This window comes from Moraxella sp. K23 (assembly GCF_041154765.1).
Taxonomy (GTDB): domain Bacteria; phylum Pseudomonadota; class Gammaproteobacteria; order Pseudomonadales; family Moraxellaceae; genus Faucicola; species Faucicola tetraodonis.
The window spans coordinates 2,144,105-2,169,909 of sequence record NZ_AP031595.1 but is presented as its reverse complement, the minus strand read 5'-3'; the positions used below and the strand labels follow the sequence as shown (position 1 = coordinate 2,169,909).

Genomic DNA, 25,805 nt, shown 5'->3' with positions numbered 1-25,805 from the left:
CTAAAATTTTGGGCAATGACGACTTTTACTCTCAATCATCAACGAGCGATAAAAAATTGGAAAACAGTATGACCAATGATGTAGAAAATCCGACAGAAAATTTGCACCTTGTTGAATTTAATCAATTAGCGCTTGAGCGACTCAAGACGGCAATCGATGAGGCGTTGGCGAATGGACATGCGTTTTTGACTATGCTCGATGATGAAGCTGGGCTCGATAATACAGCTGGGCAAGCTAATAGCCAAGTTAACGATACAAAACTCAGCAGCCAACAAGCACTCAATGATATCATCGCTTTTGACCATGTGAATTTGGCATTAGACCGCAGTTGGGGCTTGTTATCGCACTTAAATAGCGTGGTCAGTGATGAGCCAATCCGTGCGCTGCATCATGCATTATTGCCTGCGCTTTCTGCTTACGGCACGGCGGTTGGTCAACATCTCCCGCTGTATCAACGCTATCAGCGTGTGGTGAGCGATCAGTCATTTTTTGCGCGTTTAGAGCCGGCGAGACAACGCTCATTGACCTTGGCGCTACAAAGTTTTGAATTATCCGGTGTGGGTTTAGCGGAGGCACAAAAACAGCAATTTGCCACCCTTGCCAGCGAGTTATCTACGCTATCGGCTAAATTCTCCGATAACGTGCTCGATGCTACCCAAAGCTACTTTTTACCGTTAAGTGAATCGCAACTAGCAGGACTGCCTGAATCTGCGCTTGCCATGCTTGCAGATGCGGGCAGGCGATACACAGAAAAATTCCCGGAGCAAGTATTAGCAACGCCGTATGTGGCGACACTTGATATCCCAGTCTATCTTGCGGTGATGACCTATGCCGATGACCGCGAGTTACGCGAAACCTTGTATCGTGCGTATGTCACCCGTGCCTCTGAATTGTCAGCGCAGCCAGAATTTAACAATGCCGATATCATGACGGATATCTTGGCAAAACGCGCACAAAAAGCCCAGTTATTGGGCTATGACAATTTTGCTGAATTATCGCTTGCCACCAAAATGGCGGACAATGTCGACACTGTAGAGCAGTTTTTACGGGATTTGGCAGACAAAGCACGACCCTTTGCCATGCAAGATTTAAAACAACTGCAAATTGAAGGTTTAGCGTTTGGCATCGGTGATGAGGGCGATGAGGTGCGACCTTGGGACACCGCATATCTGGCAGAAAAAGTCAAACAACGTCAATTTAATCTATCGCAAGAACAAGTTCGTCCGTACTTCCCAGTGCCGACAGTCATCGCAGGCTTATTTGAGATTGTGCAAAAACTGTATGGCATTCAGATTGAAGATAAAACTGCAAGCACGCAGCGCTGGCATGATGACGTGCGTTTTTATCAAGTTTTTAATGAACATCAGCAGCTTATCGGTGGTTTTTATTTTGATTTATATGCTCGTCCTGGCAAACGCGGTGGCGCATGGATGAGTGGCTTTCAAGCGCGTTATCAACACGATGATAGCGGTTATCAGCAGTTACCCGTTTGTTTTATGGTGGCAAACTTTAGCCCTGCGCCAACGGGTACACAGCGCGGCAAACCCAGCTTATTAACCCACGATGAAGTGTTAACCCTCTTTCATGAGTTTGGACATGGGCTGCATCATCTGCTCACTGAAGTGAATGTGGGCGATGTGGCAGGCGTGAATGGCGTCGAGTGGGATGCAGTTGAGCTACCCAGTCAGTTTATGGAAAACTGGGCATGGCACCCTGAAGGGATTGCATTAATCAGCCGTCATGTCGATACGGGTGAAACGTTGCCAGAGAGCATGCTACAAAGTATGCTCGCTGCCAAAAATTTCCAAAGCGGCATGCAAACCCTGCGCCAGCTAGAGTTTGCGCTATTTGATTTGTTATTGCATGCCAAAACCCCAGCCCCCGATTATCCCCAGTTATTGGCGTTACTCGACAGCGTGCGTGCCGATGTTTCGATTATGCCGACCGCCAGTTATAACCGTTTTGCCAATGGTTTTAGCCATATTTTCGCAGGCGGCTATGCGGCAGGGTATTATTCTTACAAATGGGCAGAACTGTTGTCAGCCGATGCGTTTAGCAAGTTTGAAGAGACCAGTATTTTTGATAAAAACGCTGGCAAATCTTTCCGCGATAACATTTTAGCCAAAGGCGGTAGCCAATCTGCAAAAGCCAACTTTGAGGCATTTCGCGGTCGTGAAGCCCGTATTGATGCGCTGTTACGCCACTCGGGATTTTTAACCAGCAGCTATGATGAACTGCTGAGCGATGACACCGATAACGCCAATACCCAAGCTTGGTAACACGGTTGTCAAAATACAGGCTAGTAAAAAGAAGAAACTATGAGATATCAATCCAATCGCCCCAAACGTCAATTTTTGGCAGGGGTGGCTTGTCCAAGCTGTAAAGCACTGGATAAAGTTGTTCAGATTCAGCTATATCAGCCCGAGTATGATGAGTATATCGAGTGTACGGCATGTGGCTATACCGAGCGTCGCCCAACACCCGATGAGATCGTTGACATTCAGCAATCCAATCATCAGGAAACTGTTCATTATGGCGACGATGGCGCGGGTATTGTTAGGTTTAAATAAGCCAAGTTTAAGCGGTTTGGGTAAATTTTGGCAAGGTTAACGAGTTTAAGCGTCCCTGATACAATTAGGGTGGTCAAATTATGGCGTTCAAAGTAGGTTTTTGTGCCAAAAGTTGTTATTTTTGATTGCGGTTTGTTATAGTAACAAGCAAACGAATGTACACCATCATTTTCATGCCAGCTTGGCATATACATCGCTAGCATGAAATCGTACAGACATCTGACCCGCCCGACATGGATAGGGATATTGACCCAACATGAAATTATTTAGCCTAAAAAAAAACAATGACTCTATAGCCCCGACTAGCAAAGATGTCAATCCATCATCACAGCTGGCTGAAAATCCAATGATAGGCGTGTCAGATAATCCGTTGCAGCTTGATACAATTCAGGCGCCGATGCAAGCGACTAAATCCCCAGACACATCTCCAAACACATCCCCAGAAACGACAGCAATCAAAAATGCGTTTTCGCTAGATACCATTGATTTAAACCAGTTGGAAGATGAATTACTTCATGGTAAAACGGACTATACGGCAGATAACACAAAAGCGGCTGATACCCTCGCGCCTAAAAAGCTGAGTTTTGATGATTTTGATTTGGATGAGCTACCCCGTGATGTTGAACCCAACACCACTGTGACTCTCCAAGACACTGCTAATACAGCGACAGTGTCACAGCCGGTACCGTCACAGACAACCGATAACGCGCTGATATTTGATATTGATAACCTACCGCTAGCAGCTAAGCCAGACCCAGACCTAAACCTAAGTCTAGAATCAGACCCCCATAGCGCGCAAGCACAGCGCATCGCACCACAAAGTAGTGATGAAAATAGTGATGAAAGTAATGATAAAAAAATTATCGAGGCTATCGAGGCTATCGAAACGATGCCACCGGTTGTATTAACCAAAACAAAACCCGAAAGTAAAGCGGTTATCGCCCAGACGTCAAACCCATTTTTAAGACCGCCAAGCCAACCACTAATGAAACGGACGTTAAAAAAACGCAATCAACTTGGGTTGCTAGTGGGTGCAGGGTTGGCACTGGCTGCCTTGGCATGGTTTTTTATGGGGCAGTCAAGCGAGCCCAACAAATCCACCGCGCAATCACAGAAACAGACACAGACGCAGACCCAAGCACACGCAACACCCAAAACTGCAGCGCCTATAGTAAAACCACAAGCCAGCGCTAGCTTGCCCGTCGTAGCGGATGCTAACTCTAGCTCAGCGCATGAGACCGCAGCGCTACCGGCAATCACGCCAGAAGAAATTCTTGCGCCGACCCTACCTGAAGATCCGGCGATTGCCAAAGAAGAGCTAAGTCGATTGTCAGAGCAGAGCGCGCAGCTAAAAGAGCAAGAAACCATGATGCAAGACCAGCTGCGTATGATGAATGAGCTGAGTAGTAAAAAAGAAGAGCGTATCCAGCTGCTAGAACAGCAAGTTGCACAGCTTGAGCAGCAAAAAGCCGCTAACAAATAACCACCCACAAATAATAATCAATAAATAACTGGCAGGCTAAGTAGTGCTGACCCAAGTCGATAAAAAAACCTTGTTTCAAGACCGCTATCAAGCGCTCATTATGCCCGTCCCGGTGTCAGGTATTTTTCGTCATCGCGCCTTACTTAAATACCAATCGCTATATCCTGAGCATTATACCGTTTACAAGCAAGCCTGTGAGCGTTCGCAGCTGTTACTCGGTGATGTGTTACAGTTTACGCCGCAGCGTGATTTGGCGGGTATGGCAGTCGGTGGTGCGTTGTCAAAGCCACAGTTCATCGTGGATATGGCAATCACAGAATTTGCCGAAAGTCCGCCGCATGTTGAGTATATCGTGTCAGCGTTACAAAAGTTAGAGAAAATTGTGTTTGATTGGGGACGGTATCAAGGTATTCGCCGTGTGGCGATATTGGCAAGTGATGAACTCATTTTGCCAAAAGACAAAATTTTTGATGAAGATATTTTGCCATTAATGGAAAAATACCTTCAACCTGTGAATAATTTGAATGTGATGGTTTATCGCTAACGCTATTATTTTAAATAGTTTTCAATGGTTAAGATTTTATCGAGGGCTACTCAGTGATTCATTGTCGCCATCGGCGTATTGCAAGTAGTAAAATGCCAACGGGGTCAAAACCTTCTTATTTCTTATTATCGGGCATTTTTTCTAATTACTGTAATGATGTTTTCATAGCGTTTGCCAAAATTTATCCCAAAAGAAACCGCTTTACCTTACGATAAAGCGGTTTTTAATTTTTGATAGCTACATTTTAATAAAACTATTCAGCCGCTGGCGTTTCAGTATCAGCAGATTCAGTTGACGCGATGGTTTGATCCACACCTTTCATGGTGAGTTTAATACGTCCACGGTTATCGATGTCTTGTACCAGTACATTCACCGTTTGCCCTTCTTTTAGCACATCATTCACGTTCTCGATACGCGCATCAGAGATTTGTGAGATATGCACCAGACCGTCAGTGTTAGGTAATACATTGACAAACGCACCAAACTCAACAATACGAGCCACTTTACCTGTATAAGTCTTGCCGACTTCTACTTCTGCCGTAATCGCCTCGATTTTAGCAATCGCGGCTTTGGTCGCGGCTTTGTTTTCACCAAAGATACGAATAGTACCGTTGTCATCAATATCAATCACCGCGCCTGTTTCTTCAGTCAATTGGCGAATGGTTGCACCACCTTTACCAATCACGTCACGGATTTTTTCAGGGTCGATATCAATCACCGCAAAGTTTGGTGCATGGGCGTTGATTTCTTTACGGCTGGTTGAAATCACTTCATTCATCGCATTTAAAATATGGATACGACCCGCATGCGCTTGGTGTAGGGCTTTTTCCATAATCTCTGGCGTGATGCCTTCAATTTTGATATCCATTTGTAACGCAGTCACGCCATTGGCAGAACCCGCGACTTTAAAGTCCATATCACCTAGGTGGTCTTCATCACCCAAGATGTCAGACAGCACGGCAAAACGCTCGCCTTCTTTAACCAGACCCATTGCGATACCAGCAACAGGCGCTTTTAGTGGTACGCCGGCATCCATTAACGCTAGTGATGCGCCACAGACGGATGCCATTGATGATGAACCATTGGATTCAGTGATGTCAGATACGATACGAATCACGTATGGGAAACGGTCACTATCTGGCAGCATGGCTTGTACACCGCGGCGTGCTAGACGACCATGACCGATTTCACGGCGTTTTGGACCGCTGTCACGACCCGTTTCGCCCACTGAATAACTTGGGAAGTTATAATGCAGCATGAAGTGGTCTTGTTTGGTGCCCGCAAGGGTGTCAATCATGTTCACATCACGGCTGTTGCCAAGCGTGGTGGTAACGAGCGCTTGTGTCTCACCGCGCGTAAATAGCGCTGAACCATGCGTGTAAGGCAGTACGCCAACTTGGATGTCTAAGGCACGGACAGTTTGTAAGTCGCGACCATCGATACGGGGTTTGCCAGACAAAATATTGTCACGTACCGTACGGTATTTTAGGGTTTCAAATAGCTCTTTGATTTGTGCCACGTTGTCGGCGTAGCCTTCGGCTTCTGCGTCACCGGCTAACGCTTCAATGGCTTGATTTTTGATTTCATCAAGGCGAGTATAACGGCTGGCTTTTTCGCTGATGGTATACGCTTCTGAAATCGCTGCAGCAAATTGATTTTGTAGGGCAGTTTCTAAGGCTTCGTTGACGGCAGGGGCAACGAATTGGGTTTTTTGTACGCCAACTTCTTTGGCAAATTCATTGATGGCATCAATCACGACTTGTTGCTGGGCGTGACCGTATAGTACCGCGCCAAGCATTTGGTCTTCTGATAGTTCTTTGGCTTCAGATTCTACCATCAATACCGCAGATGACGTACCCGCGACCACCAAATCGAGCGAGCTTTGTTTTAGCGCTTCATGGTTTGGGTTTAGCACATATTCATCATTGATAAAACCGACACGTGCCGCACCAATCGGACCATTAAATGGCGCTGATGAAATTGCCAATGCCGCTGAAGTACCAATCATCGCTGCGATATCAGCATCTTGTTTTTTGTCTGACGAAATCACCGTGGCGGTCACTTGGATTTCGTTGAAGTAGCCTTCTGGGAACAATGGACGAATCGGGCGATCAATGAGGCGTGAAGTCAAGGTTTCCATCTCAGATGGGCGACCTTCGCGTTTGCCATAGCCACCTGGGATTTTACCAGCAGCGTACATTTTTTCTTGGTAGTTGACGGTCAATGGGAAAAAGTTTTGACCCGCTTGCGCCTCGTCTTTTACCACAACAGCCACTAGCACAGAGACGCCGCCCATGTGGACGACCACTGAATTAGCTTGGCGTGCAATGCGACCTGTTTCTAACGTAACTTGTTGATTACCATATTGGAATTCTTTAGTAATGATATTAAACATAATGCGGTTTTATCCTTTGTGTGATGAAATAGGGCGATTTAAGTTTTAGTAATAGCCCCTAACGTTTGTGTTCTTTTCAAAAAATACAAACGTTAGAAGCAATCTACCAATTCGCTTGATAGCAGCCTTAAATCAGCCTAAGTTAAAAAATATTTTAAAAAAAGTGAGTGTAAAATGCGATTGTGCAGGCACAATGCGTGGTCTATTTTACCTAGTTTTGCAGTGAATCACCACCTTTTAACTGCGCTTTAACCACTAATAGCAAACGATGGATAATGACTAAGCTAACAGCGAGGGTAAAAGTGAAAACAAAATTGGCTAAAAATATTGAACCCATAAAAAAGCGGCTACCCAAAAGCAGCCGCTGATTGAATAAAGCGAATAACGTGCTGATAAATTAGCGACGTAAGCCTAATTCATTGATCAATGCAGTATAACGGTCTGCATCTTTACGTTTTAAGTAATCAAGTAACGTACGGCGTGAGTTAACCATACGAATCAAACCACGACGGCTGTGATGGTCAGCTTTGTGTGCTTTAAAGTGTGCTTGTAAGTCATTGATACGTGCGGTTAATAACGCCACTTGAACTTCTGGAGAACCTGTGTCATTTTCAGAGCGTTTGAATTTTGCGATTACATCTGCGCGGTCTTGGTTAGTCAACATAATGTTTTCCTAGCTTTTTTAGCATAAAATGAGAAGCCTAATCGGCTATCAGTCGAGTCGATTAGTGTAAAAAAATCAGGATAACCACGCTTCTCAGTAGTTAACCGTCAAAAAGGAGTATTATTTTACCAAATATTGCCCAATAAAAAAACCCTAATTTTCATTAGGGTGTTGAATTTATTAAGGCTTTCAATAGATCCAAGCTTTCAATTTACTGGTTACCCGTGGGCTGTTTGGGTGTTTCGCTATGCAGACGGTCAAGCTGCTCTTGTGGCGCGGTGGTGAGTTTATCAGAAGTCACTTCATCCGCAGCATTAGGCGTAGTATCGGCAACAAATGTCGCATCAGGCGCTTTCTTATCCATTTTTTCAATATCTGTCATAGTAGTCGGTTGCATGGCAATCTCCTTTTCTTATGCTTATTTAAGCTTATTTAGTCAATGCTTGGTCAATCGCTTCAGCAAAATCTGGAATATCTTCAGGTTGGCGACTGGTAATCAAATTGCCATCTATCACCACCGATTTGTCTTCAAACTGCGCACCGGCATTTTTTAGGTCAGTAGCGATGGTTTTGTAAGCGGTTAATTTTTTACCACGCGCAATTTCGGTATCCGCAAAAATCCACGGTGCATGACAAATCGCTGCAACAGGTTTACCGGCATTCATGAATGCTTTTACCATCGCTTGTGCATCGGTATTTGCCCGCAACACATCGGCATTGGCACCGCCACCTGGTAAAACAATGGCATCATAATCGGCTGCGTTGGCTTCACCAATTAATAAATCAGCGGTAAAGGTGTCAGCAGGGTCAGTATGATTAAGCCCGCGTACTTGTTTTTGTGGTTGTGTGGTGATTAAAGTGGTTTGGTGACCTTTAGCTTTAAGGAGGTCATTGGTTTGGGTATATTCAACTTGTTCAAAGTCGGTATCAAGTAAAATAGCAATCTTAGCCATGGTAATTATCCTATTATTTCATTATTTGAGTTAAAGAAAAAAATTGTTGTTTTTATCGATTCATCTGTAAGGTTAGCGCTTTATTTTGAGATTATTATTCGATTTTTCTATTTGATTTTTAATTTATTAATTATATAAAGTTCTCTAAATAAACCGCTGTATGGTCCTTTATTAGCAAAGCTTGCTAAGCAAAAAAACAAGTGAATCAATACCACTAAGAATAAAGAAATCGCAGGTTAAAAACTGCTAGCAAAGCGTCACGTTTTGTATCAATGCATAAAAAACGTACTCGCTTTGTGACATCACAGCGCTCATTGAGTAAATTATGTGAATACAGCAAAAAATTAGCAAGATGGATAGATTTTTTGACTTATCGTGGCTAATTTAAATTGACCAGCTTCATCGGTTGTAAACGACCATTGGGTTCAAGTAGTCCCGTGCCCAAAAATTGCTGTTGGGGGTCAAACAAGCGAAACATTTGATTGGCGGTTAAGTTCAGCTGCTGAGTTAACATGGTCGCCTTGACGTTTAAGCGTTGACCCTGTCGAATGCGCTTTGATTGGCTAGCGTCTAATACTAAGCTTGGTAGTGAGTGAACGCACGCATCCACCGCTAATAGCTTATCAAACCGGGCTGCAATATCGAGCGCTGCAAAATCGGCTAAGGTGATGGCATTAGCAATCTCAAAATCACCCGTGCGTATCCGTCTAAGTGCTGTCAGGTGTCCTAGCGTACCTAGTGCTTTGGCAATATCTTCAGCGAGCACGCGCACATAAGTGCCTTTGGAGCAAGTGACGGTTAATTGCAATTGTTGATCGGATAGGGGAGTAAGTGACAGCTCATAAATAGTGAGAGGACGTGCTGCTCGCTCCACTTCAATACCTTCACGAGCTAGTTCATACAGTTTTTTGCCGTCTTTTTTGAGCGCGGAGTACATGGGCGGAACCTGCATTATCTCACCCAAAAATTGCTCAGTGACGCTTTGTAACATTGCTTGTGTCACATGCGGTACAGGGCTCGTGGCAATTATCTCACCCTCAGCATCCCCGGTATCGGTTTGCTCGCCAAGTTTGATAATGGCGTGGTAAGATTTGATGGCATCGAGTTGATAATGGCTAAATTTGGTCGCTTCTCCCAGACAAATCGGCAGCAACCCGGTTGCCATTGGGTCAAGGGTACCGGTATGACCCGCTTTTTTACTGTCGTGCACATCAGATTTGAGCAAGTATTTGACTTTTGATACCACTTGCTGGGAGGTCATCCCTTGCGGTTTATCAATCAGTAAAACACCAGAGACGATGGATTTGGCTATTTTTGGTTGGGTCATCATGTTGTGGATTTATCAATTCATTAAAAGTCGGTTCGAATCAGCTGCGAGTAATCTGCTGCGCTAATAGGATGGTTGACAGAATATGGCTTTGACTTAGGGTTAATATGTGCGCGTTGTTGCCACTGCTGCAAGCTATAGCGGTTATCAATCAATTGCTGGTCATACAGATAACTGGGAATATAGCCTGATAACAGGATACGATAATCAAATGGCAAAGGTTGGATATCGTCAATCAGCTCATAAATTGCCGTGGTACAGTTATTTACCAATGAATTATACCATGCCGGCTGCGTTTTTAAGGACTTGGCTTTCGCTAGATACGCAAGCAGCAACGCTTGAATATGGTCTTTTGGCATATTGATGGGATAAATATAAACATCTTCATGACGGATATTACTACGGGTGTAAATAATATCTTTTTCATCGGCAGCGATAATCACCAATTCAAACTTGCGAAAAAATCCACCCAGCGTACTAAATTGTTCATTGACTTCTTTGCGAATCTCGATAGATAACGCAAGCTGCTTTCCATCACTAAACCCAAAACTCACTAGCGTATGGGCAATGGCATCGCCCATCCAATAAGAGGCAATAAAATCGATAGTTTGCAGTTTTGCCAAGTCGTATTGCCTAGTTTCCCAGCGCGGCTGAAAATGGGTTTTATTTTGCCAATCAAAATTTCTAACATTACTAATTGTGAGTGTGTTGCCATCACTGTCAAGCCGATAGTCTAACATTTGGGCAACTTCAGGGTTCCAATCACGCTCATTGCTAGCTGACATCGAAAAAAAGCATGCAATGGCAATCGCCAGCACCGCAAAAAAAATCAATAATAAAGACTGGTGAGAAAGTAGGGATGAAAATAGGGTGGGTTTGATGATACTGACCAAAACAGCGAGGGTAAAAAACACCCATACGCTAATCAGTGCCAGACTGACATATCTGCCTAAGGGCTGATGCGTCCACACAAACACCCCGACCCACAGGCTTGAAAGAATAATGATGATAAACTTAATGATACCCCAAAGTAACTGCATTCAACATCCCTGTTAATGACTCAAAGTGACAAATAAGCTTATTATAGCCTGCAACGCATCAGTCGTCTGATGGCTGACCTTCGCTACTTTGTACCGCTTTAGAAATGAGGTTCATCATATAGTTAGCGTTAGCTGTCACTTCATCATAGTGAAAGCGTAGACGTGGCGTAGTGCGGGTTTTTAGCAAATGACTAAGCTCAGTACGCAAAAAACCTGATGCTTTGTTGAGCACTTCTAAGCTCTCGGTATGATAATCTTTTGCCATGGCATCATCCATCGACTTTTCCATGATGGTGACATAGATATCAGCATAACCCAAATCTGGGCTGATTTTGACACTAGAAATGGTCACAAACCCAGTCAAGCGTGGGTCGTTAATCTCGTCACGAATCAAAACCGCTAGGTCGCGCTGAATTTGATCGGCAAGACGTTGTAAACGTTGATTCATTGGTAATCCTTTTTATAGTAAAAAAAGGTCTAATTAACCTAGATTAATTAGACCCCTGGAAAGGTTGCTAATAGCAAGCTGGCAGTATTAGGTTGTCAGCTTAACTTATAAGGTACGTTTGACTTCATGAATTTCGAAGACTTCAATCTTATCGCCTTCTTTTACTTCATAACCTTTCACCGCTAGACCACACTCCATACCAGCGCGCACCTCATTAACATCCTCTTTGAAGCGACGTAATGATTGTAATTGACCCGTGAAAATAACTTGGTCATCACGCAATACCCGAATTGGCTTGTTACGGATGATATTACCTTCTGTCACCATACAACCGGCTGCATAACCAAAGCGACTAGAGTGGAAGACTTCACGTACTTCAGCGATACCCAAGATTTGCTCACGATGTTCTGGCGCAAGTAAACCGCTCATTGCTGCTTTCACATCATCAATCAACCCATAGATAACACTATAGTAGCGAATATCTAGGCCTGCTTCATCCGCTTTGCGTTTGGCGGCGCTATCAGCACGAACGTTGAAGCCTAATAATACCGCTTCACTTGATTCGGCGAGTACCACATCCGATTCGGTGATTGGACCGACACCCGATGAGATGACTTTAACTTTAACTTCATCCGTAGATAACTCATCAAGCGCGGTTAACAAGGCTTCTAGTGAACCTCGAACGTCAGTTTTGAGAATCAAATTAACGGAAGGCAGTTTGGCATCGCTCATTTGGTCAAACAAGTTTTCTAAGCGTGATTTGGCTTGACGTTCAAGCACTTTTTCACGCTCACGATCTGCGCGATATTCTGCAACTTCGCGCGCACGTTTCTCATCTGAGACCACCATAAACTCGCTACCAGCCGCTGGCGTATCAGGCAGACCTAGGATTTCAACAGGGATAGAAGGACCCGCTGAGGTAATTTTTTGACCGTTTTCATTGGTCATAGCACGGACACGACCATAATATTCACCAGCAAGTACCAAATCACCTTGGTTTAAAGTACCTTGTTTAACCAGCAAACTGACCACTGCTCCGCGACCTTTTTCAAGACGTGATTCAATCACTACACCTTGCGCCGCACCGTCAGTAGCGACTTCAAGTTCCATCACTTCTGCTTGTAGGTTAATCACTTCGAGCAATTCATCGATGCCTTGACCTGTTAACGCAGAGACTTTGACCACCGGTGTGTCACCGCCCCATTCTTCAGGAACGACTTCTTTGGTGGTCAGTTCGTTGAGCACGCGGTCTGGATCGGCACTGTCTTTATCCATCTTGTTGATAGCCACGATAATCGGGGTACCTGCGGCACGCGCATGGTCAATCGCCTCAGCGGTCTGTGGCATCATACCATCATCGGCTGCGACCACTAACACCACGATATCCGTCGCTTTGGCACCACGAGAACGCATCGCGGTAAATGCGGCGTGACCTGGGGTGTCTAAGAAAGTAATAACGCCTTGGTCAGTCTGCACATGATAAGCACCGATATGCTGAGTAATACCACCTGCTTCGCCCGATGCCACTTTACTTGAACGGATTTTATCCAGCAGGGACGTTTTACCATGGTCAACGTGACCCATGATGGTAACCACAGGCGGACGCGCTTGGACGTTGCTGCTTTTCTCGCCCACCGCCTCACGTAGTGAGTCTTCAACTTGGGTTGAGCTGACAAGCACTGGGTTATGACCCATTTCTTCAACAAGTAGGGCAGCGGTTTCTTGGTCGATGGATTCGTTTTCACGGACCAACTCGCCCATTTTCATTAACATTTTGACGACTTCGCGTACTTTGATTGCCATTTTTTGGGCAAGTTCAGACACCACGATGGTCTCACCGATTTCAACGTTATGCACGATTTTCTCAACCGGTTTTTCAAATTTGTGTCTATTGGCTTGCGATGATTTTAAGCCGCGACTACGGTTCTTAATCTCTTGCTCACCTTCATCGTCACGGCGACGACGACGGTTTTTGTTGGCAGTGCTTGCGGTGCCGCGTTTAATTTCACGGCGTTCTTGTTCAAATGAGTCTTCAAGCGCTGCGCCCACCAAACCTTCTGCCAATGGTTCATCTTTTTTGACAACCATCGTAGTTTCAGTATCGGTTTCGCTATATTTACTCGCCATTTGGCGCATTTGCTCAAGGGTACGCTGCTGAGCTTCTTCAGCGGCTTTACGGCGATTTTCTGATTCGATTTGACGTAAGCGTTCTTCTTCTGCTTCACGCGCTTTGCGTTCACTATCCGATTCTTTTTTCGGCGCAGGTTTTTTGTCAGCTTTTTTGACTTCGATTGCCGCGGTTTTGTTGCCTTTTTTCACTACCACACTGGTGGTTGTGTGCTCTTTGGCAGCTTGACTACCGCCACCTAGGTTAGCACGCATTGCTGCAAGGGTGGCTTGTTGACGCGCTTCAGCGGCTTGTTTGGCTTTGTCTTTTTCAGCTTGTTCTTGGGCGGCTTTTTCTTTTGCCAAACGCGCTTTTTCTTCAGCTTCTTTGGCCGCTGCTTCACGCAACGCTAGTTCTTCAGCGATTTTATTGGGATTTGGTTTATCAAATACCATTTTTTTGCGTACTTCAACATTGACACTTTTGGCTTTACCAGAAGTGCCTGTCACCCGCGCAGTAGAAGTGGTTTTGCTTTTTAAGCTAATGCGAGGTTTGTCATTTTGACCATGACTTTGTTGTAAAAAGCTGACCAGTTTTTGTTGTTCGCTATCGGTGACGATGTCATTGTCACCGCGCGCAGACAGCCCTGCCTTGACCAGTTGATTATTAATTGCTTCAACGGTCTTTTTGGTCATTGCTGCAAGTTCTTTTACGGTTTTATCTGCCATTCATACACCTTTTTTAATTAAACCATGATTCACGGGCTTTCATAATGAGCTCACCTGCGGTCTTTTCATCAAGACCTTCGATATCTTGGATATCAAAGATGGCTTGTTCGGCAAGGTCGTCGACGGTGATGACGTCACGTTCGGCAAGCTTGTAGGCCCATGCTTGAGTCATGCCTTCAAGGTTTAGAAGCTCTTGGCTTGGCTCTTTAATATTTTGTTGTTTGACCAATTCATCGGCAATCACCGCTTCTTTGGCACGTTCTTGGATTGCGTCGATGGCGTCATCATCTAGCCCATCGATATCATAAAAAGTCTCAGCAGGGACATACGCCACTTCTTCAAGTGAGGTAAATCCAATATCTACCAAGGCTTGTGCCAAATCTTCATCGACTTCAAGACGTGTGTAAAATAGGTCGCGATACACTTTGGTTTCTGATTCTTGTTGTGCATTGTACTCGTCTTCGAGCATCATGTTAAGACGATAACCTGTTAATTCTGATGCAAGGCGCACGTTTTGACCTTGTGAGCCAATCGCACGGGCCAACTGATCGTTAGTGGCAAAGATGATATCCGCAGTTTTGGTATCTTCATCAAGAATAATACGATCGACATCCGCAGGTTCCAAAGCGCTGATAATGTACTGCACTGCATCATCCGACCATACTACTACGTCGATACGCTCGCCCTCAAGCTCTTGTTGCACGGCTTGGATACGGGTGCCACGCATACCAATACAAGCACCAACAGGGTCGATACGATGGTCATTGGTTTTGACTGAAATCTTAGCACGTAAGCCAGGCTGCCGCGCAACATCACGAATTTCAATGATTTGCTCAGCAATTTCTGGTACTTCTTTTTGCATCAGTGCTGTCAGCATTTGTGGTGAAGTACGGGACAATACCAGCTGAGCACCACGGTTATCACGATTGACTTGCTCTAAAATCGCATTGATACGACCTTTGATGCGCAGCTGCTCACGGGGCAACATTTTATCGCGTGGTAGATAGCCTTCGACATTATCGCCCAAATCAATAATATAACCATCGCGCGCCGGTTTTTTGACTTCACCCGTAATCATCTCGCCGATACGATGTTCAAACGCATCTGCCACCAGTGAGCGTTCAGCTTCACGGATTTTTTGAATAATGACTTGTTTGGCTTGGGTAGCGGCAATACGACCAAATTCAATGGATTCGATTTGTTCTTCTTTGACGTCGCCGATTTTCCACTCGTTTTCATCCAAATCGCTAATTGCTAGCTGACAGGCAGGCATTTCATGATCTTCATCTGCCACTACTGTCCAATAACGGTAAGTGTCATAGTCACCTGTTTTACGATTAATATGCACGCGCACGGCAACTTCAGGCTGCTCACTATAAACTTTCTTTTTGGTCGATACCACCAAGGCTTGCTCAATCGCTTCAAAAATATCTTCAGGATTTAAGCCTTTTTCATTACTGACGGTTTCAACGACCGTTAAAATTTCTCGATTCATGTAATCACCTATAATTTAAGTCATTCTAGACTTTATTCTTTAAAATCTTGCTTTTAGCTAGAAAAAAGTTAGCTAGAAGACATAGCGTAAAAAAGGCGTTAACCCCAAATTCAAAAGCTAAAATTGGTAGACCAAATTGGCTTTATCAATATTATCAAGCTCGATGGTTAAAAGTTGGTCATTGACTTGATCATTTTCGGTTTTGACCATCAACTGGCGCTCGTCAATATTGACCAATTCGCCTGTTACTTTACGGCGCTTATCACTACCTTGTCCAATCGCATGAATCAATCGTAAACTGATTGTTTGCCCCACATAGTCATGCAGCTGCTCAGCAGAAAAAAACGCGCGGTCTAAACCAGGTGAAGACACCTCAAGTAGATACTCGCCTGCAATCGGGTCGTGTAAGTCTAACACACCACCGACTTGGTGGGTGACCGCAGCACAGTCTTCAATGGTGACTTGTTTGCCTTCGGCACGGTCTTCAGGTAGGGCTTCAATATAAATACGAAGAAGAGAGCGTCGACCTTGTGGTACAAACTCAATACCCCACAAGCTCACATCACAGGCAGTTACTGCTGGCTCAATGATTTGGGTCAGTTCAGCAACTTTCGTTGATAGTTTCATGATATCCTTTAGAGTTGATTATTAACATCTTTGTTGATTTTAAAAGCTGATTTTAAAAATTGGCACATTACTAAAACGCAACCGCTAATTTAGCAAAACTTAAGTTTTTTCGAAACCAACAGATACAAAAAAACCCACAAACTAATTGGTGGGCTTTTAAATCAATAAAAGTGTGTCTAAATTGATTTTTCTAGTAATGATACCAAAGCAATGCTACTAGAAAAGTGGTAGCGGGGGCTGGATTTGAACCAACGACCTTCGGGTTATGAGCCCGACGAGCTACCAGACTGCTCCACCCCGCAACAATTTAGAGAGCGTATTATAAAGCGAGATATTAACCTTGTCAACAGTTATTTAAAATTAATTTAGTTGGTGCGAATGGAGGGACTCGAACCCTCACACCTTGCGGCACTACCACCTCAAGGTAGCGTGTCTACCAATTCCACCACAATCGCAAAAAACCAAACTACTTTAACCAAGCTGTTTTTTAAATAACAACACTCTAAAATAGACGCTGTATTCTAGGTCAAAACTACCAATAACGCAACATTTTTTTTAATAACTTATTTGGATGGTGTAGGCGTCGTTGGAGTAGGGCTTGCAGGCGCAGTATTAGTCGCTAGGCTGGTATCAAGGGTACGACTAGATACCGATTGCTGTTTAGCAAATACTGCCAGTGTCATACTGGTGATAAAGAAGATTGCTGTTAAAACCGCCGTCAAGCGCGTTAAAAAGTTGGCAGAGCCAGACGCACCAAATACGGTTGCTGAACCCCCTGCACCAAATGACGCGCCGGCATCGGCACCTTTGCCATGTTGAACCAAAATCAGACCAATCATTGAAATCGCGACAATGATATGAACCACTAAAATTGCATTATACATACTTATCTCTACAAAACTTGATAGCACTGATGCCCAACAAAAACGCTGTCAGTGGCAAAAGTAAAAATTTTAAATGGGTGATATTTTACCTTAAATTCGGGCAAACGCTTGAATAATTTGTGTAAAGCTCGTCGCGTCTAGTGATGCCCCACCTACCAATACCCCATTTACATTTGGGCATTGGGCGATTTGTGCAGCATTATCCGCTTTCACGCTGCCGCCATACAATATCGGTGTGGTCGCTAAAGAGGCGTCTATGTCGGTTAAGGTGGTATTGATAAAAGCATGAATGTTTTGTACTTCTTGTATGGTTGGGATTTTACCTGTACCAATTGCCCAAACGGGTTCATAAGCAATAATCAATCGCGATGCTAAGTTACCCAATTGGGCGCCTTCAGATTGGGTGTTAGCAAATTCGGTGGCTAGTTGTTTAACTACCGTTAATTGTGCTGCCAACACATTTTGGGTTTGATTTTGCTCATACTGGGCTTGTGTTTCACCGATACAAAAGACAACGGTTAAATCATGTGCAAAGGCATTGCGAATTTTTTGGATTAAACAAGTGTCATCTTCATTAAAATATTGACGGCGTTCTGAATGTCCGACTAAGACATAATTTACCTGAGCGTCCTTGAGCTGAGCACCCGAAACTTCCCCAGTAAACGCGCCTTTATCAGCTTGTTGTGCACATAAGTTTTGCGCAGCTAGCCCAATGTTGCATTCAGCATGTTGGATGGCTTGTTGCGTGGTCGATAAATGTATAAAACTCGGGGCGACAACCACGTTACAGCGTTGCAGTGCATCTGCAGGTATCTGCTGCTGCAAATCGGTCATGAGGGCTGTAACAGTCAGCTGTGTGCTAGGATTCATTTTCCAATTAGCAATCACCCAAGAATTCTGCCAATTTGCTACATAATCAGATGCTTTCATAATGTCCCTGTCAATTGAGTTAAGTGGTTATCTATGGATTTGCAAAGTATAAATGTCAAGATAACATTAAAATATAAGTAACGCTATTTAACATATCACGATGTAAAACATCACCATTTAAAGATATCAAGATATGAAAATAGAAGTGTTTAAAATACTAGGCGTAAAATGGTAGGTATTATATAAGCAATTGCCGCGATTTGCCGAATAAATTATTGGGTCACGCAAGTGAGGGGTTTAAAGAAGGTATAAAGTATAAAACAGTTTTATGAAGGTTGATGGAGATAAAATGCGTTAAAAAAATATTTATCGTTGAATTCACGGATTTGTCGAGAATGATTTGTTAATATATAAATGAATAGTTTACACTAGCAAACATTAGCCCATTTGAATCAATATTGAGTAAACGAGAAAAACAATGGCAGCATCACTTCCTGGTTTTGGTGGCATTGCGTCACGATTAGTGCATGAAGGACTAATTAGCGAAGCGTCAATGCAAAAAGTATTGGCAGAATCGCAGCAACAAAAAACAAATTTAATCGCCTATGTGGTTGACAATAAATTGGCGCAACCTGACGCGGTAGCGTGGGTAATTTCGCGAGAATTTGGCGACCCACTCATTGATTTGGATGCCATCAATGTCAACTATATTCCAAAAGAAGCGGTTGATGAAAAAATTATTCGCGAATTTAATATTCTGCCGATTTTTCAACGAGGTAGCCGCTTATTTGTTGCTATGAGTGACCCAACAAGGGTAGATGCTTTAGATGCACTGCGGTTTGGTACAAGGTTTACCGTAGAAACAGTGGTTGCCGAACACCACAAAATCAAATCACTCATCGAAAAAATCTTTACTACCACCAATTTAGCTGATTTTGATGATATGGAAGCGGTGGAGTTTGATGAAACCCGTGCCGATGAAGACAATAGTGCCACCAGTCATTTAGATATCAATGATGAAGCGCCTGTCGTTAAGTTCATTAATGGGATGCTCATCAAAGCCATTACCATGGGCGCTTCAGACTTACATTTTGAACCCTATGAAAAATCTTATCGCGTGCGTTTTCGTATTGATGGCGTGTTACAAAAAATGGCAAATCCACCGACGCAGCTAGCGGGTAAAATTGCTGCCCGGCTGAAAGTCATGTCACAAATGGACATCTCTGAACGCCGCGTGCCGCAAGATGGTCGTATCAAATTAAAAATTTCCAAGGATAAGGCGATTGATTTTCGTGTCAACTCACTGCCAACCTTATTTGGTGAAAAAATTGTACTGCGTATTTTAGATCCATCATCAGCGATGCTAGGCATTGATGCACTCGGCTATGAGCCGGACCAAAAGCAGCTATTTATGGATGCGCTGGCAAAACCGCAAGGGATGTTATTGATTACCGGCCCTACGGGTTCGGGTAAAACCGTCTCCTTGTACACGGGTCTTAATATCTTAAACACAGTTGAGACCAATATTTCCACCGCAGAAGATCCCGTTGAAATTAACCTTGAAGGCATCAATCAGGTCAACGTGAATAATAAAGTTGGCTTGACCTTTGCCAGTGCGCTCAAATCATTCTTGCGTCAAGACCCTGATATTGTGATGGTCGGTGAGATTCGTGACTTGGAAACGGCGGAAATTGCTGTCAAAGCTGCCCAAACAGGGCATATGGTACTGTCAACCTTGCATACCAACTCAGCGCCAGAAACCTTAACGCGTCTGCGGAATATGGGTGTGGCATCTTTTAACATTGCCACCTCAGTCAATTTGGTAATCGCACAGCGCTTAGCACGTCGCCTTTGTACAGCTTGTAAAAAACCGACCAATGTGCCAAAAAATAGCTTGCTTGAAATGGGCTTTACGGAAGAAGATTTGGCAGATACCAGCAATGTCATTTATGAGCCCGTTGGCTGCTCTGAATGCCGCGATGGCTATAAAGGACGTGTTGGTATTTATGAAGTGATGAAAGTAACACCAGAGATTGCCCGAATTATTATGGAAGACGGCAATGCTATTGAGATTAAAGACGCTGCCTTAAAGCAAGGGTTTAGGGATTTAAGGCGATCTGGCATTTTAAAGGTTCTAAAAGGCACGACCAGTATCCAAGAGATGTATCGTGTTACTAGCGAATAGGGCATTTTTTATCCGTCTTTATTGAAGATTAGTTGAGATATTAAGGGGTTAAGGGTATGGCAAAAGTCCAAACAGAAATGTTATTAGACTTTGTCTATGATGGGGTCAATCGCCGTGGCGAGAAAGTTAAAGGCGAAACCACTAGCCGCAATATTGAGCTGGCAAAGGCGCAACTACGTAAGCAGGGCATCCAAGTCAAGACGATTAAGAAAAAACCTAAGCCTATTTTTCAAATGAAAAAAAGCATCAAGGCAATCGATATTGCTATCTTTGTGCGGCAGTTGGCTACGATGATGAAAGCGGGCGTGCCTCTTACTCAGTCGTTTGAAATCGTTGCAGATGCGCTCGATAACCCCTCGATGAAAGAGTTGGTGCTTAGTGTCAAGTCAGAAGTGGAATCAGGTAGCACCTTTGCTGCAGCGCTGCGCAAACATCCCAGATATTTTGATGACTTGTTTTGTTCATTAGTAGAAGCAGGTGAGCAGTCGGGCGCGCTTGAAACTATGCTTGAGCGTGTCGCGACGTACAAAGAAAAAAGCGAGCTACTAAAAGCAAAAATTAAAAAAGCCTTGAAATACCCGATTGCGGTTATCGTGGTTGCCATTATCGTTACCATTATTTTGCTGGTCAAAGTGGTACCGGTGTTTGCTGATTTATTCAATTCATTTGGCGCAGAGTTACCCGCGTTTACCCGAATGGTAGTCAGTATGTCGGAGTGGATGCAAAAATGGTGGTGGTTATTGCTATTTAGCATTGCAGGCGCTGTGGTTGGCTTTTCTGAAGCTAAAAAACGCAGCAAGCCCTTTAATGATTTTTTAGACCGACTGACCTTAAAATTACCAATCTTTGGCAACATTGCTTATCAAGCGGTGGTTGCCCGTTTTTCCCGCACCTTGTCTACCACTTTTGCCGCAGGTGTGCCGCTGATTGATGCGTTAGATTCAACTGCTGGGGCAACCAACAATGTGGTGTTTTATAATGCCACGCAAAAAATTAAAGGCGATGTTGCGACGGGTCAACAGCTGCAGTTTTCGATGCGTTCTACCAATCTTTTTCCCAGTATGGCGATCCAAATGGTTGGTATTGGTGAGGAGTCAGGTAGTCTAGAGGAGATGCTTGATAAAGTGGCGACTTATTATGAAAACGAAGTGGATAACGCCGTAGACGGGTTAACAAGTCTGATGGAACCGATGATTATGGCTATTTTGGGGGTGCTGGTAGGGGGTCTAGTGATTGCCATGTATCTACCAATTTTCCAAATGGGCTCGGTGGTGGGCTAACAATCATGGTATTGATTTTAGATTTTGTATTATTATTACAGCAGTCGCAATGGCTTACCTTGCTCATGGTATCAATCTTGGGCTTGTGTGTGGGTAGTTTTTTAAATGTGGTGATTTATCGCACGCCTTTGATGATGGAGCAGCAGTGGAAGAACGAATGCCAGCTATTGCTTCATCCAGAAAGCGTTATTGACCATCATGAATCGATGACCTTAAGCCGTCCTGCTTCTCGTTGCCCGCATTGTGGGCATTCAATACGTTGGTTTGAAAATATGCCTGTTATTAGTTGGCTACTGCTAAAAGGAAAATGTAGTCAGTGTCATCACGCCATTAGTTATCGCTATCCGCTTGTGGAAATCATCACCGCTATTTTGTCTGTGCTGGTGGTAATGAAATTTGGTGTTACTTGGCAAGCGCTGGCAGGATTGGTACTCACATGGACATTAGTGGCTTTAACAGGCATTGATTTTGATACCCAGTTGTTGCCTGACCGATTTACATTGCCGTTAGCGGGACTGGGCTTATTTGTCAATGCCTTTGGCTTATTTGTTAGCCCCACAGCGGCTATTTTTGGCTATGTGTTTGGGTTTTTATGCCTGTGGATTGTCTACCAACTGTTTTTGCTGATTACGGGCAAGCACGGGATGGGGCATGGCGATTTTAAATTATTAGCGGCTTTGGGGGCTTGGCTAGGGCCTTTGATGCTACCCTTAGTTGTGCTTTTATCGGCGTTTGTCGGCTCGGTTGTGGGTGTGATATTGATGAAGCGCTCAGGTGAAAGCAAACCTTTTGCTTTTGGACCTTATATCGCGATTGCCGGCATGATAGCACTTTTGTATGGGCAATCAATAATGTCGTGGTATCTAGGTAAAATGTCATGACGTCATTTATGGGTCAATTATCCGTGAATCAGGGAGGGATTGCTATGTTGGTAGTGGGGCTTACAGGTGGCATCGGTAGTGGTAAATCACAAGTGAGCCGTTGGTTTGCTGAGCATGGAATTGTCACTATTGATGCAGATGTATTGGCACGTGAAGTCGTTGCCAAAGGTACGCCAACGCTAAAAAAAATTGTCGCCAAATTTGGTGATTGGGTGATTGATGAGGCAGGTGAACTTAATCGCCGTGCCATGCGAGAGCATGTATTTGGTAGCGCGCAAGCGTTAATGGATTTGGAACAAATTACCCATCCTGCCATTCGCAGCCGTGCCAAAGAATTACTAGCAACTGCCCAGTCACCCTATGTAATTTTGGTAGCACCCTTACTGCTAGAAGCCTCCGAAGCAGGATTAGCCAATCTGTGTGATCGAATATTGGTGGTTGATAGTCATGAATCCTTGCAGATTGAGCGCGCCAGTCAGCGTGATGGTCAAACGCCTGAACGTATTCAAAATATCATGGCAAATCAACTGTCGCGTCATGACAGGCTCAGACAAGCCGATGACATTGTTGACAACAATGGTAGCTTAGACGATTTGTATCTAAAACTTGAACAGTTGCATCAAAAATATTTGGCAATGGCAGGGGTTAATTAGCGCTAAAAGTAACAAGCCGTCTGATTAAGACGGCTGTTAAGATTGCGACAAGTTAAATTATGATTTTACCGACGAGCGTTGACGAATCGCGGTTAGCGTATCATCAACTAATAAATCACCGTTCAAAAATACATCCTGCAACAAATTATTTTGCTCAGCAAGCTCATCTTCACGCAGCGTCATATAACTACCCTGACGTTTGACCAAGGCTAAACGCCCGCGTTTGCTGCGTTTGCTCACACTGGTAATCGGGTCTTTATACACGTCTCGCCAAAAACCGTCCACCCGTGCGCTGCTGGTTTTCATGGCAAAATTCAAGGTATCGCGGTTGACTTGTTGCAGTAGCCCGCCACCCATCCCAAAGGTAATATTGTCACTACTAAAGCCTGCTTTAATCACCGCATCAATTATTTTACCCATGCTGGTGGGATTAATACCATCCCCTTGGATGAGTCGCACGTAGCTTGGCAGTAATTTGTAGCCTTTTGAGTTGGTGGTAGTGCCAAATTTTGCTGCAAGGCGCTGCAGGGCTTCACGCACCACTTTAATCGGATCGCCACTATCAGGGCGAATGACCAACGTGCCGCCTGTTTGCGCCACTTTTTCTTTTAGCTCACCGCCCCAGATATTATCGATGGCATTCCATAAATCGTAGCTATCACTCACCACCGCAAAGGTTTTACCTTCACCGCCAAATTTGGCAATCATATTGGCATAGGCATCCGCTTCATGCTCACGACCCCAAGTGGTCATGGTGCTATGCTCTGCTGCAGGAATGGAAAAAGCCGTCATGTCATTTTGCATACCATACCAACGATTGGCAGCCACAATCGCGCTTAAGGTATCCGTACCAGAAAAATTTACCAAGTGGGCAAGAGCACCAAGCGCAGCTGATTCAAGGCTAGACACCCCACGGGCGCCAAAATCATGCAATTTAAACGGTAGATTATTTAAGTTATCAGCCGATTTTTCCAAGCCTGCTTTGATGATTTGCTTACAATAATAAGAAAGGCTTGCCACAGTGCTAGGATACCAAATAGCACGCAATAGCGTGGTTTCAATATAGCTCGTCAACCAGTAAAACTCAGGGTCGGTATTCACCACCTGACACAACACTTGACCCGTTGGTACCACCATGCCTTCTGGTATCGCTTGAATGCGCAGCGGTAATAGACCCCCATGTTTGGCGACTAATTGTCGCCAGCCTGCTTCATTAAACGGTACGCCATGAGCAGCAAGTAGCACTTTGGCTTCGTCTATATCAGCGTCGGTAATGGGTTTGGTAAGATACTGTTTTAAAAAAGCTTGTAGACCAAAAAATAGCACATTTTCAAAGTTGCTATTACCGCCACGCGCTTCAATATAGCTAGATACGTACTCGGTATTTGGCGGGTATTGCAGCCAATGCGACGTCTTATAGCTATCGGTATTTAAAATAAAATTGTCAAAATTTTGACTAAACATCACAGAACTCCTCTGGTGATTGCTTGCGCAGGTTAAAACCAAACCGTCTATCAGTTTGGCAGGAAAAAATCAGAGACCGACCATTTTACAAATAATGGCATAATGGTCTTCAAACAGTTTATCGGCTTTTAATTCAGCCAAGGGTAGCCAAAACGCTTTTTTGGCATCATCGCCACCTTTCACCGATGGTAAGCCTTTGGGGTCGTTTTTGAGCACAAAGTAAAACGCTTGGGTGATGGTGCGACCACGAGCTGAGCGATACGGGTCATCAAAGGTATGTTGACTATGGCGCGAACCGCGCAGAACCGCTTCAGGCACTTTTAACCGAGTCTCTTCACGTAGCTCACGAATACAGGCGTCAAATAGTGTCTCTTTAGGGTCAATAAAGCCACCAGGCAATGCCCATAGCCCTTGACCTGGCATACTACGACGCTCAACCAATAAGATGTGTCCTGATTGAATGACCACGGCATCAACGGTCATAAAGGTGGGTGGGTAGGGGCTTGATTCCCATTGTTTTTTGTATTTATCAATGAAGCCAGCCTCTTCGTGTAGGCGTTTATATGCTTCGGTCTTTTTAAATGCCTTCATGACATCGGCTGTCGATTGCGGTACCGTATCGGTTAACGGATCGGCACCCAGCAAAAAGCCTTCGCGGATTGGCGTGGCAGACAACTCATGAAAATTCGGCACCGCCACCGACTGCCAATTTGGAAAAAGTGACAAGTAATACGATGAGCTGTCTTTTGAATGTCCAATCAGACCAATATTGGCGTTTAAATCGCCGGTAACCGACTTCACGCACTGCTGCACGTATTGAAGCCATTTTGTGTCATTGTATAAGGCATCATCCAAACCGACACAATGTATGCGTTTGGCATCTTTTTTGTCAAAGGCGCCCAAAATCATCTGGCTACGTGCTTCGACGCTAAAGCTATTGCGGATACTACTTGGCAAATTGGCAGAGCCAATGAGCATAATCACATTTTCAGCAAGCTTTAATGCTTCATCGACAACCGATTTATGACCTAAGTGAAACGGCTGAAAACGCCCGATAAATACCAAATAATCATATTGATAACCTTTTTTATTTTTGGGTGTGCTAAAACGCCCTTTATCCTCGTTAAAGTCGTTTTTAGTAACCGTGATAGTGTCTGTCGTTTTATTTGGCATGACGCAAACTCCTTGCGAATGATAACGCCCTCGG

22 protein-coding genes and 2 tRNA genes are annotated in these 25,805 nt (G+C 44.2%); 8 read left to right on the top strand and 16 right to left on the bottom strand.

The genetic code is table 11. From position 1 onward, the window contains the following. Window positions 1-68 precede the first annotated feature (68 nt). The 4 genes from ACAM37_RS09580 to ACAM37_RS09565 all read left to right on the top strand — a co-directional run bounded on the left by ACAM37_RS09580 (window position 69) and on the right by ACAM37_RS09565 (window position 4,597). Window positions 69-2,279 (top strand): M3 family metallopeptidase, encoded by a 2,211-nt coding sequence (locus ACAM37_RS09580; protein WP_369626098.1) that lies wholly within the window; start codon window positions 69-71, stop codon window positions 2,277-2,279. Window positions 2,280-2,318: 39 nt separating this feature from the next. Next, a complete protein-coding gene (locus tag ACAM37_RS09575; RefSeq protein WP_100285209.1) occupies window positions 2,319-2,570 on the top strand; it encodes a YheV family putative metal-binding protein in 252 nt (83 codons plus the stop codon). A gap of 256 nt (window positions 2,571-2,826) precedes the next feature. Continuing rightward, a complete protein-coding gene (locus ACAM37_RS09570; protein WP_369626097.1) occupies window positions 2,827-4,053 on the top strand; it encodes a hypothetical protein in 1,227 nt (408 codons plus the stop codon). 43 nt (window positions 4,054-4,096) lie between these two features. Beyond that, a complete protein-coding gene (locus tag ACAM37_RS09565) occupies window positions 4,097-4,597 on the top strand; it encodes a hypothetical protein (RefSeq protein ID WP_369626096.1) in 501 nt (166 codons plus the stop codon). Window positions 4,598-4,850: 253 nt separating this feature from the next. On the opposite strand, the gene pnp is transcribed toward ACAM37_RS09565, so the two are convergent. The 14 genes from pnp to tpiA form a co-directional block, all read right to left on the bottom strand. After that, window positions 4,851-6,992 (bottom strand): polyribonucleotide nucleotidyltransferase, encoded by a 2,142-nt coding sequence (gene pnp, locus ACAM37_RS09560; protein ID WP_219299565.1) that lies wholly within the window; start codon window positions 6,990-6,992, stop codon window positions 4,851-4,853. Window positions 6,993-7,389: 397 nt separating this feature from the next. After that, window positions 7,390-7,659: a 30S ribosomal protein S15 gene (rpsO, locus tag ACAM37_RS09555; protein WP_095356547.1), complete on the bottom strand. Its 270-nt coding sequence runs from the start codon at window positions 7,657-7,659 to the stop codon at window positions 7,390-7,392. Between the two features lie 208 nt (window positions 7,660-7,867). Further along, entirely contained in the window at window positions 7,868-8,053 is a 186-nt protein-coding gene (locus ACAM37_RS09550; RefSeq protein ID WP_203172430.1) for a hypothetical protein, read from the bottom strand. A 31-nt stretch (window positions 8,054-8,084) separates the two neighbouring features. Further along, complete coding sequence (locus tag ACAM37_RS09545; RefSeq protein ID WP_188875391.1) at window positions 8,085-8,609, bottom strand: type 1 glutamine amidotransferase domain-containing protein; 525 nt, start codon at window positions 8,607-8,609, stop codon at window positions 8,085-8,087. A 379-nt stretch (window positions 8,610-8,988) separates the two neighbouring features. Next, window positions 8,989-9,939: a tRNA pseudouridine(55) synthase TruB gene (gene truB / locus ACAM37_RS09540; protein WP_369626095.1), complete on the bottom strand. Its 951-nt coding sequence runs from the start codon at window positions 9,937-9,939 to the stop codon at window positions 8,989-8,991. A 20-nt stretch (window positions 9,940-9,959) separates the two neighbouring features. Next, the gene (locus ACAM37_RS09535; RefSeq protein ID WP_369626094.1) at window positions 9,960-10,976 is read right to left on the bottom strand and encodes an Lnb N-terminal periplasmic domain-containing protein; all 1,017 of its coding nucleotides are present in this window, start codon (window positions 10,974-10,976) and stop codon (window positions 9,960-9,962) included. 58 nt (window positions 10,977-11,034) lie between these two features. Beyond that, complete coding sequence (locus ACAM37_RS09530) at window positions 11,035-11,424, bottom strand: ribosome-binding factor A (RefSeq protein ID WP_007115084.1); 390 nt, start codon at window positions 11,422-11,424, stop codon at window positions 11,035-11,037. A 105-nt stretch (window positions 11,425-11,529) separates the two neighbouring features. Further along, entirely contained in the window at window positions 11,530-14,259 is a 2,730-nt protein-coding gene (gene infB, locus ACAM37_RS09525) for a translation initiation factor IF-2 (RefSeq protein WP_076775868.1), read from the bottom strand. A 13-nt stretch (window positions 14,260-14,272) separates the two neighbouring features. After that, window positions 14,273-15,754: a transcription termination factor NusA gene (nusA, locus tag ACAM37_RS09520; RefSeq protein WP_007115082.1), complete on the bottom strand. Its 1,482-nt coding sequence runs from the start codon at window positions 15,752-15,754 to the stop codon at window positions 14,273-14,275. 117 nt (window positions 15,755-15,871) lie between these two features. Then, window positions 15,872-16,381 (bottom strand): ribosome maturation factor RimP, encoded by a 510-nt coding sequence (gene rimP, locus ACAM37_RS09515; RefSeq protein ID WP_369626093.1) that lies wholly within the window; start codon window positions 16,379-16,381, stop codon window positions 15,872-15,874. Between the two features lie 225 nt (window positions 16,382-16,606). After that, window positions 16,607-16,683: transfer RNA gene (locus tag ACAM37_RS09510), tRNA-Met, on the bottom strand. Between the two features lie 68 nt (window positions 16,684-16,751). Continuing rightward, window positions 16,752-16,836: transfer RNA gene (locus ACAM37_RS09505), tRNA-Leu, on the bottom strand. 108 nt (window positions 16,837-16,944) lie between these two features. Next, the gene (gene secG, locus ACAM37_RS09500) at window positions 16,945-17,265 is read right to left on the bottom strand and encodes a preprotein translocase subunit SecG (protein WP_353551321.1); all 321 of its coding nucleotides are present in this window, start codon (window positions 17,263-17,265) and stop codon (window positions 16,945-16,947) included. Between the two features lie 90 nt (window positions 17,266-17,355). After that, the gene (tpiA, locus tag ACAM37_RS09495; RefSeq protein ID WP_369626092.1) at window positions 17,356-18,195 is read right to left on the bottom strand and encodes a triose-phosphate isomerase; all 840 of its coding nucleotides are present in this window, start codon (window positions 18,193-18,195) and stop codon (window positions 17,356-17,358) included. A 418-nt stretch (window positions 18,196-18,613) separates the two neighbouring features. Between tpiA and pilB the strand changes: the two genes are divergently transcribed. The 4 genes from pilB to coaE are packed head-to-tail and all read left to right on the top strand — an operon-like array spanning window position 18,614 to window position 23,134. Then, window positions 18,614-20,320, top strand: a complete 1,707-nt coding sequence (pilB, locus tag ACAM37_RS09490) for a type IV-A pilus assembly ATPase PilB (protein ID WP_369626091.1) — start codon at window positions 18,614-18,616, stop codon at window positions 20,318-20,320. Between the two features lie 56 nt (window positions 20,321-20,376). Beyond that, window positions 20,377-21,600, top strand: coding sequence for a type II secretion system F family protein (locus ACAM37_RS09485; RefSeq protein ID WP_128680796.1), 1,224 nt, complete (start codon window positions 20,377-20,379; stop codon window positions 21,598-21,600). A gap of 5 nt (window positions 21,601-21,605) precedes the next feature. Continuing rightward, the gene (locus ACAM37_RS09480; protein ID WP_369626090.1) at window positions 21,606-22,481 is read left to right on the top strand and encodes a prepilin peptidase; all 876 of its coding nucleotides are present in this window, start codon (window positions 21,606-21,608) and stop codon (window positions 22,479-22,481) included. Next, window positions 22,478-23,134 (top strand): dephospho-CoA kinase, encoded by a 657-nt coding sequence (gene coaE, locus ACAM37_RS09475; protein WP_239743400.1) that lies wholly within the window; start codon window positions 22,478-22,480, stop codon window positions 23,132-23,134. Before ACAM37_RS09480 ends, coaE begins: the two co-directional genes overlap by 4 nt. 57 nt (window positions 23,135-23,191) lie before the next feature. On the opposite strand, the gene ACAM37_RS09470 is transcribed toward coaE, so the two are convergent. Together ACAM37_RS09470 and ACAM37_RS09465 are read right to left on the bottom strand one after the other, a co-directional pair. Next, a complete protein-coding gene (locus tag ACAM37_RS09470; protein ID WP_065253798.1) occupies window positions 23,192-24,598 on the bottom strand; it encodes a nicotinate phosphoribosyltransferase in 1,407 nt (468 codons plus the stop codon). Window positions 24,599-24,667: 69 nt separating this feature from the next. After that, entirely contained in the window at window positions 24,668-25,771 is a 1,104-nt protein-coding gene (locus tag ACAM37_RS09465) for a bifunctional nicotinamide-nucleotide adenylyltransferase/Nudix hydroxylase (protein WP_138018411.1), read from the bottom strand. Between the last annotated feature and the right edge of the window lie 34 nt (window positions 25,772-25,805).

Coding starts and splice junctions, on each gene's coding strand:
- ACAM37_RS09580 (WP_369626098.1), top strand. CDS start 69: ATGACCAATGATGTAGAAAATCCGACAGAAAATTTGCACCTTGTTGAA.
- ACAM37_RS09575 (WP_100285209.1), top strand. CDS start 2,319: ATGAGATATCAATCCAATCGCCCCAAACGTCAATTTTTGGCAGGGGTG.
- ACAM37_RS09570 (WP_369626097.1), top strand. CDS start 2,827: ATGAAATTATTTAGCCTAAAAAAAAACAATGACTCTATAGCCCCGACT.
- pnp (WP_219299565.1), bottom strand. CDS start 6,992: ATGTTTAATATCATTACTAAAGAATTCCAATATGGTAATCAACAAGTT.
- ACAM37_RS09550 (WP_203172430.1), bottom strand. CDS start 8,053: ATGCAACCGACTACTATGACAGATATTGAAAAAATGGATAAGAAAGCG.
- ACAM37_RS09545 (WP_188875391.1), bottom strand. CDS start 8,609: ATGGCTAAGATTGCTATTTTACTTGATACCGACTTTGAACAAGTTGAA.
- truB (WP_369626095.1), bottom strand. CDS start 9,939: ATGATGACCCAACCAAAAATAGCCAAATCCATCGTCTCTGGTGTTTTA.
- ACAM37_RS09535 (WP_369626094.1), bottom strand. CDS start 10,976: ATGCAGTTACTTTGGGGTATCATTAAGTTTATCATCATTATTCTTTCA.
- ACAM37_RS09530 (WP_007115084.1), bottom strand. CDS start 11,424: ATGAATCAACGTTTACAACGTCTTGCCGATCAAATTCAGCGCGACCTA.
- infB (WP_076775868.1), bottom strand. CDS start 14,259: ATGGCAGATAAAACCGTAAAAGAACTTGCAGCAATGACCAAAAAGACC.
- nusA (WP_007115082.1), bottom strand. CDS start 15,754: ATGAATCGAGAAATTTTAACGGTCGTTGAAACCGTCAGTAATGAAAAA.
- rimP (WP_369626093.1), bottom strand. CDS start 16,381: ATGAAACTATCAACGAAAGTTGCTGAACTGACCCAAATCATTGAGCCA.
- secG (WP_353551321.1), bottom strand. CDS start 17,265: ATGTATAATGCAATTTTAGTGGTTCATATCATTGTCGCGATTTCAATG.
- tpiA (WP_369626092.1), bottom strand. CDS start 18,195: ATGAAAGCATCTGATTATGTAGCAAATTGGCAGAATTCTTGGGTGATT.
- pilB (WP_369626091.1), top strand. CDS start 18,614: ATGGCAGCATCACTTCCTGGTTTTGGTGGCATTGCGTCACGATTAGTG.
- ACAM37_RS09485 (WP_128680796.1), top strand. CDS start 20,377: ATGGCAAAAGTCCAAACAGAAATGTTATTAGACTTTGTCTATGATGGG.
- ACAM37_RS09480 (WP_369626090.1), top strand. CDS start 21,606: ATGGTATTGATTTTAGATTTTGTATTATTATTACAGCAGTCGCAATGG.
- coaE (WP_239743400.1), top strand. CDS start 22,478: ATGACGTCATTTATGGGTCAATTATCCGTGAATCAGGGAGGGATTGCT.
- ACAM37_RS09470 (WP_065253798.1), bottom strand. CDS start 24,598: ATGTTTAGTCAAAATTTTGACAATTTTATTTTAAATACCGATAGCTAT.
- ACAM37_RS09465 (WP_138018411.1), bottom strand. CDS start 25,771: ATGCCAAATAAAACGACAGACACTATCACGGTTACTAAAAACGACTTT.